This is a genomic window from Lentzea sp. NBRC 102530 (genome assembly GCF_030269365.1).
Taxonomy (GTDB): domain Bacteria; phylum Actinomycetota; class Actinomycetes; order Mycobacteriales; family Pseudonocardiaceae; genus Lentzea.
In genome coordinates this window covers 274,279-286,874 of record NZ_BSTF01000003.1, presented here as the reverse complement: position 1 = coordinate 286,874, position 12,596 = coordinate 274,279, and the positions used below count along the sequence as shown (strand labels likewise).

The 12,596-nt window shown below is 69.2% G+C and carries 16 protein-coding genes; 15 read left to right on the top strand and 1 reads right to left on the bottom strand.

The window, feature by feature from the left end; translation table 11 throughout:
* Nucleotides 1-57 precede the first annotated feature (57 nt).
* From QSK25_RS08970 to QSK25_RS08940, 7 genes are all read left to right on the top strand, one after another.
* Nucleotides 58-408 (top strand): DUF485 domain-containing protein, encoded by a 351-nt coding sequence (locus QSK25_RS08970; protein WP_285636228.1) that lies wholly within the window; start codon nucleotides 58-60, stop codon nucleotides 406-408.
* The gene (locus tag QSK25_RS08965; protein WP_285636225.1) at nucleotides 405-1,997 is read left to right on the top strand and encodes a monocarboxylic acid transporter; all 1,593 of its coding nucleotides are present in this window, start codon (nucleotides 405-407) and stop codon (nucleotides 1,995-1,997) included. Before QSK25_RS08970 ends, QSK25_RS08965 begins: the two co-directional genes overlap by 4 nt.
* A gap of 121 nt (nucleotides 1,998-2,118) precedes the next feature.
* Nucleotides 2,119-2,613: a SigE family RNA polymerase sigma factor gene (locus tag QSK25_RS08960; protein WP_285636222.1), complete on the top strand. Its 495-nt coding sequence runs from the start codon at nucleotides 2,119-2,121 to the stop codon at nucleotides 2,611-2,613.
* The gene (locus QSK25_RS08955; RefSeq protein WP_285636219.1) at nucleotides 2,610-3,350 is read left to right on the top strand and encodes a hypothetical protein; all 741 of its coding nucleotides are present in this window, start codon (nucleotides 2,610-2,612) and stop codon (nucleotides 3,348-3,350) included. Before QSK25_RS08960 ends, QSK25_RS08955 begins: the two co-directional genes overlap by 4 nt.
* A 60-nt stretch (nucleotides 3,351-3,410) precedes the next feature.
* Nucleotides 3,411-3,749 carry a rhodanese-like domain-containing protein gene (locus QSK25_RS08950; protein WP_285636216.1) on the top strand — a complete coding sequence of 113 codons (339 nt, stop codon included), beginning with the start codon at nucleotides 3,411-3,413 and terminating at the stop codon, nucleotides 3,747-3,749.
* Between the two features lie 2 nt (nucleotides 3,750-3,751).
* Nucleotides 3,752-4,657, top strand: coding sequence for a DUF4328 domain-containing protein (locus QSK25_RS08945; protein ID WP_285636213.1), 906 nt, complete (start codon nucleotides 3,752-3,754; stop codon nucleotides 4,655-4,657).
* Nucleotides 4,658-4,720: 63 nt separating this feature from the next.
* Complete coding sequence (locus QSK25_RS08940; protein ID WP_285636211.1) at nucleotides 4,721-5,731, top strand: glycerophosphodiester phosphodiesterase; 1,011 nt, start codon at nucleotides 4,721-4,723, stop codon at nucleotides 5,729-5,731.
* Between the two features lie 3 nt (nucleotides 5,732-5,734).
* Here the strand turns inward: QSK25_RS08940 and QSK25_RS08935 are convergent, their stop codons facing one another.
* A complete protein-coding gene (locus QSK25_RS08935; RefSeq protein ID WP_285636208.1) occupies nucleotides 5,735-6,919 on the bottom strand; it encodes a cytochrome P450 in 1,185 nt (394 codons plus the stop codon).
* Nucleotides 6,920-7,057: 138 nt separating this feature from the next.
* Here QSK25_RS08935 and QSK25_RS08930 point away from each other — a divergent pair, with 138 nt between their 5' ends.
* The 8 genes from QSK25_RS08930 (at nucleotide 7,058) to QSK25_RS08895 (ending at nucleotide 12,583) form a co-directional block, all read left to right on the top strand.
* Complete coding sequence (locus QSK25_RS08930; protein WP_285636205.1) at nucleotides 7,058-7,798, top strand: glycerophosphodiester phosphodiesterase; 741 nt, start codon at nucleotides 7,058-7,060, stop codon at nucleotides 7,796-7,798.
* 27 nt (nucleotides 7,799-7,825) lie between these two features.
* Nucleotides 7,826-8,761, top strand: coding sequence for a DUF5926 family protein (locus QSK25_RS08925; protein ID WP_285636202.1), 936 nt, complete (start codon nucleotides 7,826-7,828; stop codon nucleotides 8,759-8,761).
* Nucleotides 8,762-8,817: 56 nt separating this feature from the next.
* Nucleotides 8,818-9,156 carry a DUF952 domain-containing protein gene (locus QSK25_RS08920; RefSeq protein ID WP_285636199.1) on the top strand — a complete coding sequence of 113 codons (339 nt, stop codon included), beginning with the start codon at nucleotides 8,818-8,820 and terminating at the stop codon, nucleotides 9,154-9,156.
* Nucleotides 9,157-9,243: 87 nt separating this feature from the next.
* On the top strand, nucleotides 9,244-9,768 hold the full coding sequence (locus QSK25_RS08915) for a SigE family RNA polymerase sigma factor (protein ID WP_285637567.1): 525 nt from the start codon (nucleotides 9,244-9,246) through the stop codon (nucleotides 9,766-9,768).
* 3 nt (nucleotides 9,769-9,771) lie between these two features.
* On the top strand, nucleotides 9,772-10,581 hold the full coding sequence (locus QSK25_RS08910) for a hypothetical protein (RefSeq protein ID WP_285636196.1): 810 nt from the start codon (nucleotides 9,772-9,774) through the stop codon (nucleotides 10,579-10,581).
* Nucleotides 10,582-10,764: 183 nt separating this feature from the next.
* The gene (locus QSK25_RS08905) at nucleotides 10,765-11,373 is read left to right on the top strand and encodes a hypothetical protein (RefSeq protein ID WP_285636193.1); all 609 of its coding nucleotides are present in this window, start codon (nucleotides 10,765-10,767) and stop codon (nucleotides 11,371-11,373) included.
* A 26-nt stretch (nucleotides 11,374-11,399) separates the two neighbouring features.
* Complete coding sequence (locus QSK25_RS08900) at nucleotides 11,400-11,972, top strand: hypothetical protein (RefSeq protein WP_285636190.1); 573 nt, start codon at nucleotides 11,400-11,402, stop codon at nucleotides 11,970-11,972.
* A gap of 29 nt (nucleotides 11,973-12,001) precedes the next feature.
* Entirely contained in the window at nucleotides 12,002-12,583 is a 582-nt protein-coding gene (locus QSK25_RS08895) for a hypothetical protein (protein WP_285636187.1), read from the top strand.
* Nucleotides 12,584-12,596 lie beyond the last annotated feature (13 nt).

Below are 12,596 nucleotides of genomic sequence, written 5' to 3'. Positions count from 1 at the left end.
GCATTACGTGCACGTCACGTTGCTGACACCTACGACGAGTACCGCGAGGAGGGGCCTGTGAGCAGCGTTGAACACACCCCGTCTGAGTCGGCCCCAGACGCACAGAAGTGGGCCGACGTCCAAGCGAGCGCTGACTTCACCGAGCTGAAGCAACGACTGCGCAAGTTCGTGTTCCCCGTCTCCGGACTGTTCCTCGCCTGGTACCTGCTGTACGTGCTGCTGGCTGACTACGCACACGACTTCATGTCCACCAAGGTGATCGGCAACATCAACGTCGGGCTCATCTTCGGCCTGCTGCAGTTCGTGTCGACCTTCGTCATCACGACGCTGTACGTGCGGCACGCCAACAAGAACCTCGACCCGCTCGCGGAGAAGCTCCGCAACGAGATCGAGGGAGACGGCAAGTGAACGAGTCCAGCCCGATCCTCAACATCAGCATCTTCGGTGTCTTCGTCATCGCCACGTTGATCGTGGTCATCCGGGCGAGCCGCAACACGAAGACCGCCGCCGACTACCTGGCGGCGGGCCGCGCGTTCACCGGTCCGCAGAACGGCATCGCGATCGCCGGTGACTACCTGTCGGCCGCGTCGTTCCTCGGCATCGCGGGCGCCATCGCCCTCAACGGCTACGACGGCTTCCTGTACTCGATCGGCTTCCTGGTGGCGTGGCTCGTCGCGCTGCTGCTGGTCGCCGAGCTGCTGCGCAACACCGGCAAGTACACGATGGGCGACGTGCTGAGCTTCCGGATGCGCCAGCGTCCGGTCCGCGCCGCCGCCGCCACGTCGACCATGGCGGTCTCGTTCTTCTACCTGCTGGCCCAGATGGCCGGTGCCGGCGGTCTCGTCGCGCTGCTGCTCGGCATCACCGGCACCGGCGGCCAGGCCCTGGTCATCGCCGTCGTTGGCGCCCTGATGATCGCCTACGTCCTCATCGGCGGCATGAAGGGCACCACCTGGGTGCAGATCATCAAGGCGGTCCTGCTGATCGCCGGTGCGGGCATCATGACCGTCTGGGTGCTCGCCAAGTACGGCTTCAACCTCTCGTCCCTGCTCGGTGCCGCGGTCGACGCCGCCCCGAAGGCGGGCGAGAAGCTCCTCGGCCCGGGCCTGCAGTACGGCGCGACCGGCACCAGCAAGCTGGACTTCCTGTCGCTGGCCCTCGCCCTGGTCCTCGGCACCGCGGGTCTGCCGCACATCCTGATGCGCTTCTACACCGTGCCGACGGCGAAGGAAGCCCGTCGCTCGGTCGTCTGGGCGATCTGGCTGATCGGCATCTTCTACCTGTTCACCCTGGTCCTGGGCTACGGCGCCGGCGCGCTCGTCGGTCCCGACAAGATCAACGCGGCGCCCGGCAAGGCCAACTCGGCCGCCCCGCTGCTCGCGCTGGAACTGGGTGGCCCGATCCTGCTCGGCCTGATCGCGGCGGTCGCCTTCGCGACGATCCTCGCGGTCGTGGCGGGCTTGACGATCACGGCGTCGGCGTCGTTCGCACACGACATCTACGCCAACATCATCAAGAAGGGCCAGGAGGAGGACAAGGACTCCGAGGTCAAGGTCGCTCGCATGACCGCGATCGTCATCGGCCTCGTGTCCATCGGCGGCGGCATCATCGCCAACGGCCAGAACATCGCGTTCCTCGTGGCACTGGCCTTCGCGGTCGCGGCCTCGGCGAACCTGCCGACGATCCTCTACTCGCTGTTCTGGAAGAGGTTCAACACCTCGGGCGCGCTGTGGAGCATCTACGGCGGTCTGATCGTGACGATCACCCTGATCATCCTGTCGCCCGCCGTCTCCGGCAAGCCGACCTCGATGTTCAAGAACGCCGACTTCGACCTGTTCCCGCTGTCGAACCCCGGCATCGTCTCGATCCCCGTCGCGTTCCTGCTGGGCTACGTCGGCACGATCCTCTCGAAGGACAAGGCCGACCCCGCCAAGCAGGCCGAGATGGAGGTCCGCTCCCTCACGGGTGCGGGCGCCGAGAAGGCCATCGCGCACTAGTTCCCCCGCAGCACCGCGAACGGGCCGTCCCTCACCAGGGGCGGCCCGTTCGTCGTCGTGCAACCCTGAGCTCGCGGTTGGCGTATTGCACGCGACCGCGGCAAGAACTTGGGGGACCGGAGTGCGACGAGACGAAGAGTTCTCGGAGTTCTTCCAGAGCAGGTTCGACTGGGCGAGGCGCACGGCGTACGCGTTGTGCGGCGACTGGTCGGAAGCGGAAGAACTCGCACAGAACGCCTTCGTGAAGGCGTATGCGAAGTGGCCGAGCGTGCGGCGCGACAGTGCCGAGGCGTACGTGCGGATGATCCTCACCCGCCTGTTCCTGGACACCAAGCGACGGGTGCGCGGACGTGAAGACCCCGTCGCCGAGGTGCCGGAACGCGGTGTCGCCGGGGGTTTCGGCGAGCCCGACTCCCAGTTGCACCGGGCGTTGCAACAGGTGCCGCCCAAGCAACGGGCCGTGCTCGTGCTGCGGTACGTGCACGACCTGTCCATCGAGCAGGCAGCCGCTGAGCTGGGCTGTTCGGAGGGCAACGTGAAGAGCCAGTCAGCAAGGGGGTTGTCGGCGCTCCGCGAGGCGTACGGCCGCCCGGTCGAATCGGAGAGTGCCTCATGAGGATCGAAGACGAGCTGCGCGGAGCTCTCGACGTGCCCGCGCCACCAGCCGCCACCACGCTCGAAGACGTGCTCAGGCGCGGCAAGCGCAAGGTCGCAGTTCGGCGGGCCGGTGTCGCGGGAAGCGTGCTGGTCGTCGTCGCGGTGGTCGCGGCGGGTGTGCTCGGCCTGCCGTTCAGGTCGGCGGGTCCGGCCGACCCGGTGAACTGGGCTCGTGCGACCCAGGCGCCGGGGCAGCAGCCGGACCCTCCCCGGGACAGCCGGGCGTGCAGCGAGAACCCGAACCCGCCGCCCGTGCTCAGCAGGGGAGGCGAGTCGCTGGACCGGAAGCAGACGGACGCGTGGCTGGACCTGACGCAGTCGTTGCTGCCGAACGAGAAGCTCACCTCGACGCCCATCGGGTACGACCTCGTCCGCGTGTTCACGGTCGACGTGGGCACCTCCAGCGCCGTGCGGTTCTCCAGGGTGCGGTTCGACGGTCTCAGCCCGTCGGCGGCGGCGGACCGGGCGCTGTGGGCGTCCGGCGGGTGTACGCCGCCACGCCGGACCACCAACGCCGAGGGCACCGTGTTCCAGCTCTACGACGCCGCCCCGACGGGACAGGCCCTGTACGTCTTCCGGGCCGACGGCCGCTCGCTGCAGCTGGAACAGGTCAGCGTGGCGTCGGAGGCCGGGTCGCTGCCGCTGTCCGAGGCGGACTTCGTGAAGCTCGGAGCCGCCGTCGCGGAGGGGCTCTGAGGGTGGACCCGTGCCGGAGGTTCACGTCCGTGCAACCTCCGGCATGGGAACATCTACGGCGTGACTGTTCCAAGCGTGGGTATCACCGACGTTCCTGCCGAGCTGCCCGAGGGCGCCGTCCTGCTGGACGTGCGTGAGCAGGACGAGTGGGACGCGGGCCACGCGCCCGGCGCCGTGCACGTCCCGATGAGCGAGATCGGCGCCCGCCTCGAGGAGGTGCCGAACGACGTGCAGCTCTACGTCGTGTGCCGCGCCGGTGGCCGGTCCGCCCGCGTGACCCAGTACCTCAACGAGAACGGCTGGGAGGCCGTCAACGTCGAGGGCGGCATGCAGCACTGGGAGGCCGCCGGCCGTCCGCTCGAAGGCGGCACCGACGGCGCGGAACCCCAGGTCATCTGATCGTGCAGCCGCTGCAGCCGATGCGCGTGGACTGGGTGGCGACCCCGCCACCCGGTGCGTACCCGCAGCCGTCGCGCCGGTCGCAGCGGCGGTCCTACGCCGGTCCGCCGACCTACCCGGTCCCGCCGCGGTGGGGTTTCCCGCTGCTCGCGTGGCGCTGGCCGACCGCGGTGCCGGGTGCCTCGGAGACGGCGAACTCCGTCGACAACGTCCGGCGGCTGGGCCGGTTCGCGCAGAACACCCAGTTCGTGCTGGCCGTCCTCGCCGTGTGGGCGGCGGGCTCCGAGATCTGGCGCTACGTGCTGGTCGCGCAGAGCCGTTTCGGCGCGTTGTCGCCGACCGTCGTGAACACCTCGGACGCCATGGTCGTCGCGTCCGGGGTGCTCTACATGTGCGTCGTGGTCCTGGCCCAGGTCCCCGTCCTGCTGTGGTTGTGGCGGGCGCGGAACGTGGCCGCGGGCCTCGCGGGCTACGGGCCGTCGCGGTCCGGCGTCACCTCCCTGCTGCTGATGCTCGTGCCCGGCGTGAACCTCGTGGTGCCCGGTTCGGTGCTCGCGGAACTCGAACACGCCGTGGCCCGCCGTCCGGCCGACCAGCGCCCGCAGCCGTCGAAGGTGCTGCGCTGGTGGTGGGGCTTCTGGGTCGCCGCCGGCCTGCTCTTCTGGATCATGCTGATGTGGAGCGCGCGGGACAGCACGCAGGCCAGGGCGGACGGCGTCCTGCTGCACGCGTTCGCCGACCTGGTGCTCGCCGGTCTCGCCGTGACGTCGCTGCTGGTGATCCGCCGCATCACGACGTTGCTGCTGCCGGTGGACGCCGCGTCCGTCCGGCTGATGCGCGTGGTCGAGGTCAAGGACGCTCCCGAGCCGCCGCTGCGGGCCGTGCGCGCCTCCGGTTCGCCCCGCTGAGTTCAGCCCGCGTTCGCCCTCGCGGACCTTCCGGCGCCACCGCGCGAGTGCCAGGTTGGGTTCATGCGGACACTCATCGGGGCTCTGGTGATCGCTTTGGCCGTTCCGGGCGTCGCTCAGGCTCACCACCGGGACTTCGACCTCCAGGCCCACCGCGGCGGCATCGGCCTGACGGTCGAGAGCACGCTCAAAGCGTTCGGCAAGGCGCTCGAACTCGGCGTGACCACCCTGGAACTGGACGTCCAGATCACCCGCGACGGCCGTGAGGTCATCACCCACGACCGCAGGACGAACCCCTCCAAGTGCCTGGACACGGCGCCCGCGTTCCCCGGCGACCCGGAGTTCCCGTACGCAGGCAAGTACGTGAAGGACCTGACGTTCGCCCAGGTCAGAACACTGGACTGCGGCAGCACGCGCTGGTCGCAGTACCCGGACCAGGAACTCTCGCCCGGCGCCCGCATGCCCACCCTCGCCGAACTCTTCGACCTGGCCCGCAAGCACCGCGCGTGGGGCGTCCGCTTCAACATCGAGACCAAGGTGGAAGCCGCAGCCCCGCACGAAACGGCCCCGCGCGAACAGTTCGTGCAGCGCACCGCCCAGGAGGTCCGCCGCTCCGGCTTCCTGCCGAACGTGACCGTCCAGTCCTTCGACTGGGGCACCCTGATGCGCATGCGCCAGGTCGAACCGCGCCTCCCGCTCGTCGCGCTGACCCAGCCCGAGATGCTGCGCCCCGGCTCACCGTGGACGGGCGGCCTGGAACTGGCCGACTTCGGCGGCAGCGTCGCGCGAGCCGTGAAGTCCTTCGGCGCCTCCGCCCTGTCGCCGGTGCACGGCAACCCGCAGAACGGCAAGGTCGGCGACCCGGACTACGTGCCGTTCACGACCCGCGCGCTGGTGGCTGACGCACACCGCCAGGGTCTCAAGGTGGTCCCGTGGACCACCAACGACCCGGCGACGATGCACAAGCTCATCGACGACGGCGTGGACGGGATCATCACCGACTACCCGGACCGGCTGCGCGACGTGATGGAGGACCGCGGGTTCAAGCTCCCGAAGCGCTACCCGAGGCGTTAGGAGTCACTCGGCGCTGAGCGGCAGCGAGTGCAGGCCGCGGATCACGAACTCGGCCCGCCGGTGCGGTTCCTCGGCCAGCACCACCCCGGGCAGCTTCCGGTGCAACGACGACAGCGCCGCCTCCACCTCGATCCGGGCCAACGGCGCCCCGAGGCAGTAGTGGATGCCCATCCCGAACCCGAGGTGCTGGTTCTTCTCCCGCCCGATGTCCAGCGAGTCGGGGTTCTCGAACACCAGCGGGTCGCGCGCGGCGGCACCGAGCAGAGCGGCGATCTTCTCGCCGGGCTCGATCACGTGCCCGGCGATCTCCACGCGCTCGGTGGCCGTGCGCTCGAAGAGCTGCAACGGCGAGTCGAAGCGGATGAGCTCCTCGACGGCCGTGGGCATCAAGGCCGGCGAAAGCCGTTCCCACTGCGACCGGTGCTGCATCAGCGCGTACACGCCGTTGCCGATGACGTTGACCGTCGCCTCGTGTCCCGCCATCAACAACAACACGGCCGTGGCAACGAGTTCGTCCTCGGTGAGGCGAGCGCCGTCGGTGTCGGTGACGGCCACCAGGTCGGACACCAGGTCCGAGCCGGGGGAGACGCGGCGCAGCGCCACCAGTTCGCGCAGGTAGGCGACGAACTCGGTCGCGGCACGTTCGGCGGCCGCCTGCTGGTCGGCGGGCAGGCCGTACTCGTACATCTTCACGATGGCGTTGGACCACGGCTGGAGCAGGTGGCGGTCCGGGCCGGGCACGCCGAGGAGTTCGGCGATCACCTCGACCGGCAGGGGGGCGGCCACGTGGGCGAGCAGGTCGGCCTGGCCCTCGTCCTTGATCTTCTCGGCCAGGTCGTCGACGAGCTTGTCGGCGAGGTCGGCCACCCACGGGCGGAGGCGTTCGACGTGGCCCCGGCCGAACGCGGCGGCCACCAGGCGGCGCAGGCGGGTGTGGGTGGGCGGCTCGTTCTCCAGCAGCGAGTTGCGGTGCAGGAGGTTGAACGACATGAACTGCTCGACCGGCTTCACGTCCGACCAGATGCGGCCCAGCGAGCGGTGCCGCAGGACGGCGGAGCAGGCGGCGTGCGAGACGGCGACGGCGACGCCCATCTGCTCGTGGTGATGCACCTCACCGGCTTCGCGCAGGGCGGCGAAGGCCGGGTACGGGTCGGCGATGAACGCGGGATCGCGCTGGTCGAACGTCACAAGGCGGGACGGTAAGTCGCGATCGGCGTTTCGTCCACGTCCATTTGATTGATGACTCAAATTGTTGCGGAGACCGCAGTGCTCTGGGCGCCGGAGCGCGCGGTGAAGGTCGGCGGCCACAGCACTATGGTTCGGGGTGTGCAGCAGCCTGCCGTCGTCGCGCACCGTGGCGCGTCCACAGACCGTCCTGAGCACACCATCGGCGCGTACGAACTCGCGCTCAAAGAGGGTGCGGACGGGCTCGAATGCGACATCCGCCTGTCCAAGGACGGCACGATCGTGTGTGTGCACGACCGCACGCTCAGCCGGACGTCCAACGGCCGTGGCACCGTGAGCGCTCTCACTCTCGAAGAGCTCCAGCGACACGACTACGGCAGCTGGCACCGCTACGGGCAACCGGCCGAGTTGCTGCTGCTCGACCAACTCCTGGAGCTCGTGAAGGGCACCAACGTCACGCTGTTCGTCGAGACCAAGCACCCGGTCCGCTACCGCAACGAGGTCGAGCGCAAGCTCGTCGAGGCCCTCAAGAGGCACGACCTCGCAGCCCAGATCGTCATGATGTCGTTCTCGCCGACGGCCGTGCAGGCGTTCCGCGCGCAGGCACCGGACATCCGCACGGTGCTGCTGCTCGACCGCCTCGGCCGGTACAAGTCCGGTGCCCTGCCCGCGTTCGCCGACTACACCGGCCCCGGCGTGCACCTGCTGCGCAACGACCCGGGGTACGTCGATCGGGCGAGGCGCGCGGGCCATGAGACGTACGTGTGGACGGTGGACAGCGCCGAGGACGTCGCCCTGTGCCGTGACCTGGGGGTCCGTTACCTCGCGACCAACGCCCCGGCGAACACCCGCCGCCTGCTGACGGCTAACTTGGCCACCTAGAAACGCCTGAGCACGAGGAGGGCCAAGGTGGCCAAGCGGACCGCGGTCAAGGACGCACCGAAGGACGGGATCAACCCGAAGCAGCCCTGCCCGTGCGGGTCCGGCAAGCGCTACAAGGCCTGCCACGGCGCGCCCGGTGGCGCGACCGACGTGATCGTGTCGCGGCCGTTCGAGGGTCTCGCCGCCGAGTGCGAGCTGATCGCGCTGCGCGAGTTCGTGCCGTCGGCCGTGGTGAAGCTGCCGCTCAAGGACGGGCGCGAGGTCACGCTCGCCACCGTGCTGCCGATGGCCGCCGCCGGTCTGATCCGCGGCGACGACGTGCCGTTCGTGGGCCTCCAGGTGCAGACGCGGTCCGGCGACATCAGCCGCGACCTCGCGCGCGCCGTGCGGTGGGCGCAGGACGCGAAGACCGGTGACGTGCTGCCGGTCGTCGGACCCGACAACGGCGAGAACCCCGGCCGGTTGCAGGACCTGCTGGACGTCGACGCCGACATCACGCCCGTGCTGCACACCGACTTCATCTGGTGGATGCCGGAGGGCACCGAGCCGACCGGTGACGTCGCGCTGTCGCTGGAGCGCGCGAACGCCGCGATCCTGCCGACCGAACGCCTCGACGCGCCCGGCGTGAAGGCCGCCTACTGGGTCGACGCGGGCGACAAGGCGCACCTGCGCTGGGTTCGCCCGGAGGCCGAGGAGAAGCTGCTGGACGCGATGGCCCGCCTGGCCGCCCGCGGTGAGCTCGACCTCGGCGAGGGCTCGCGCTACGCCGGGTCGTTCCGGGCGCACGGCCTGCTCGTGCCGGTGTGGGACCTCGACCGCGAGATGCACGCCCGTGAGTGGGCGGAGCCCGCCGAGGCGCTGGGCAAGCGCTTGCTGGAGGCGCTGGCCTCGGACGAGCAGCTGTCGGACGCCGAGCGGCGCGCCCGCGAGGGCCTGCGGGGACGTCAGATCACCCTGCGCTAGTCAGGCCACTGGTCCACAGGTTGTCCACAAGGTTGTGCACAGGGGGTTGTGGATAAGTGCTGCTGCACATCATCACGAAGGCCGGCTGGGACGCTGCCCAGTCGGCCGGGGCGATCACGCCCGCCGAGGGTGACGAGTTCGTCCACTGCTCCGACCGGGGTGTCGTGCACACCTCGGCCGGCAAGTTCTTCCACGGGCAGAGCGGCCTGCTGCTGCTCGTCATCGACCCGAAGGCGATCGAGGCACCGGTGCGCTGGGAGCCCGTGGCCGATTCGCCGCTGTGGTTCCCGCACGTCTACGGCCCGATCCCGGTCGCCGCGGTGACCGAGGTGCACGACTTCCCCAGTGAGCGGGACGGTTCGTTCGTTCTCCCGGAAGCCGTTGCCGTTCTGTGATTGAGTGAGGCAACCGTCCGGCACCCCTGGGCGTGGACTCCCCGAACGCAGTTCGCTGCTTCTGGGGAGGGGGGTGCCGTGACGGCAGTGCTGGGTGTGGAGTTGGCCGCCGAACGCGGCGGGGGAAGAGCGGAAGCCGTGGGGGATTTCGCTGAGTTCGTGCGCGTCTCGATGCCCGGACTCCTTCGTTACGGGCATGCGCTGACGGGGAACCCGCACGATTCGGCGGACCTGGTGCAGGCCGTGCTGGAGAAGGTCGGCTCTCGCTGGGTCGCGGTGCAGCGCAAGGGCGACGACCCGCTCGCGTACGTCCGCCGCGCGATGGCCAACACGCACATCAGCATCTGGCGCAGGCGTCGCCGGGAGAGCCTCGTGGCCGACTTCCCGGACACCGGAGCCGTTGCTCCCGAACTGAACAGGCTGGAGAACGAACCGCTCTGGCAGGCACTGCGCGAACTCCCGCCGCGGCAACGCGCGGTGGTCGTGCTGCGCTACTACGAGAACCTGTCCGAGGCCGAGATCGCGCACGCGCTCGGCATCTCGTGCGGCACCGTGAAGAGTCAGAGCAGCAAGGCGATGGCGAGTCTTCGAACGCGCCTGGGAAAGGACTGATCCGTGGACGACCTCGACGACGAGCTGAGGAAGCTCTTCAGCGACGATCGGCTGGACGTCCACTCCACGCCGATCTCGACGGAATCCGTGGTGGCGGGAGCCACCCGGCGCCGCCACCGGCGCACCGCCGTGGCCGGCGCGTTCGCCCTGGTGGCCCTGGTGGGTGCCGGTACCGGAGTGCTCCAGGTGAGCAGGATGGGACAGGACGACTCGATCGGCGCGTTGCTGACGACGTCCTCCTCGGTCGCCACCACGACCCCGCCGCCGGTCTCCGTCAGCACGTTCACCTCGACGGCGACCGTGACGGTCAACGCGCCGACGGGCAGCGGTCCCTCGGGCGAGGAGACCAAGTCCAGCGGCACGAACACCCCGAAGTCGAACGGCACCTCGTCGCCCCCGGCCACGCCGGAAGCGCAACCGGGCCGCTACGGCACCCTCGCGCTGGGCATGTCGGAGGCCGACGCGGTGGCGACCGGGTCGCTGGTCGGCGCGGGCACCCCGGCCGACCCCGACAACAAGTGCAAGAACTACGCGACCAAGTCGAACTCCGTCGACGACGCCGTGGTCATCTCGCCGGAGCGGGGCATCGTGCGGATCACGCTGCCGGAGTACGCCAAGACCCCGAAGAACGTCGGCAAGGGCTCCAAGGTCACCGAGGTGAAGACCGCGTACGCCAACGCGGTGCAGACCGAGGTGAAGACGACCGTGAAAATGGCGGCGAGCCCGCCCTGGTCGTACGTCTTCGAAAGCAACGGTGACACGGTGACGCGCGTTCTCATGCGTCTCGACGCCAACGACTGCGCCACCGTCTGACCGACGAAGCCCGTCGAAGTCCCGCTGCTCCTGGGGGTGCAGCGGGACTTCGGCGTCCACTTTTCCGGTCGGCGATCCCGTGACTGTTCGTGACTTTTCCGTGACAACGAAGTTCGCAACCACCTGGTGATGGCGACGTCTTATGGGTGTCTCGAAAGCGAACAGTGCCGGGGGGAACTGGAAATGAAGAACGCTCTCAAGATCGCAATTGTCTCGGGAATCGCGCTGACCGCGGTCACCGCCTGCACGTCGAGCCCTGTGCCGGTCCAGGACGCGGCACCCGCGACCCGGTTGCCGTCCGTCACGCTCGCTCCGCCGACCTCGGCGGAGACCACCGCGGTCACCAATCCCGCAGGTGTCCCGCTGCCGGAGCAGCCGGAGCAGCCGGAGGCGCTCGTGCAGGTGGACGAGCGCATCGGTTACGGCAGGCTCAAGCTGGGCATGTCGGTGGACGAGGCCGTCGCGGTCGGCCTGACCGGCCTGAACTGGGGTCCGAACGGCAACGTCACCTGCACGGGGGCGCAGAACGTCGCCATTTCGAAGAAGTACGGGATCGAGCGGATCACGTTGCCCGCCGGCGCCAGGACGTCGAGGGGAATCGGGGTCGGTTCGACGGTCGCGGACGTGAAGCGGGCTTATGCGAACGCCGTGCCCACGCGAATGGGTCTCGCGGCGCAGCTGAACTCCGTCGGCGGTTACCAGTTCTCGACCTACGGAAACTCCGACGACGACGAAATCGTCGAAATCAAGATCATTGCAAATCGCATCGACTGCGCGAATGCTGCTCTGTAGCAATTTTTGGCCTGGGGGAGAAAGAAATGAACCGCTCGATCGTCCTGACCGTCGCCGTCGCCGCTCTGGGGCTCGCCGCGTGCACGTCCACGCCGTCGCCCGATGCCGCGCCGACCACGTCCTCGTCCGGCGGAACGCCACCGGTGTCCGTCGAGACGGAGGTCGTCACCGACACCGTCACCAAGCCCGTCGCGCCGCCTGCCCAGCCCGTCATCAGCTCGTTCGGCTACGGCGACCTGAAGCTCGGCATGACCCGTCAGCAGGCGTTGGACGCCAAGCTCATCGGCCCGAGCACCGATCCCGCCGGGGGCTGCACGAGCCACCCGCTCCTGGGCACCAACAGGTCCGTCTGGGTGTCCCCGACGCTCGGCGTCTCGACCATCGGCTTCACCGCCGCCATGACGTCGGACGGGGCGGGCGTCGGCGCGACCGAGGCCAAGCTCAAGGCCGAGTACTCGAACCTCGTGCCCGCCGGGCCGAACTACTCCTACACGGCCGAGGCCGATGGCAACCCGAAGGCGACCTTCATGTTCCGCGTGGAGCAGGGCAAGGTCACCGAGGCGCTCATCAGCCTCAAGGGCCAGGACTGCCACAACTGATCACAAGTCTTACCTGGGGAGAAGAAAAGATGAAGCGCTCGATCGTCCTGCTCGCCGTGGCCGCCGCGTTCGGCCTGACCGCCTGCACGTCCACGCCCACGCCCGACGCCACTCCGACCACCACCACGTCGGACCCGACGACCGCCGCGACGGTGGTCACCGAGGTCGTGACCGCGACCGTGACCAAGGAGGCACCGCCGCCCGCCAAGCCGGTGATGGACTCGTTCGGCTACGGCCCGCTCAAGCTCGGCATGACGCTCCAGCAGGCGCTGGACACCAAGCTGATCGGTCCCGCCAAGCCGGGCAATCCGGCCGACCTCTGCACGCTCCACGACCTCCTCGGCACGGGGCAGTCCGTCTACGTGTCCAAGAAGATCGGTGTCGCGAACATCTACTTCACGGCGGCCATGACCTCGGACGGCGTGGGCGTAGGCGGTACCGAGGCCGCGCTCAAGGCGAAGTACTCCAACCTGGTGGAGCGACACGGCGGTGACAGCTGGACCGTGCCGGCGCCTGGCAATCCGACGGCCTGGTTCGACTTCAGCGGCAACCCGCAGGACACGCTCGACGGGGCTCTGCTCAGGCACGTCGACCAGGACTGCCACAGCTAGTCGGAAAAATCTC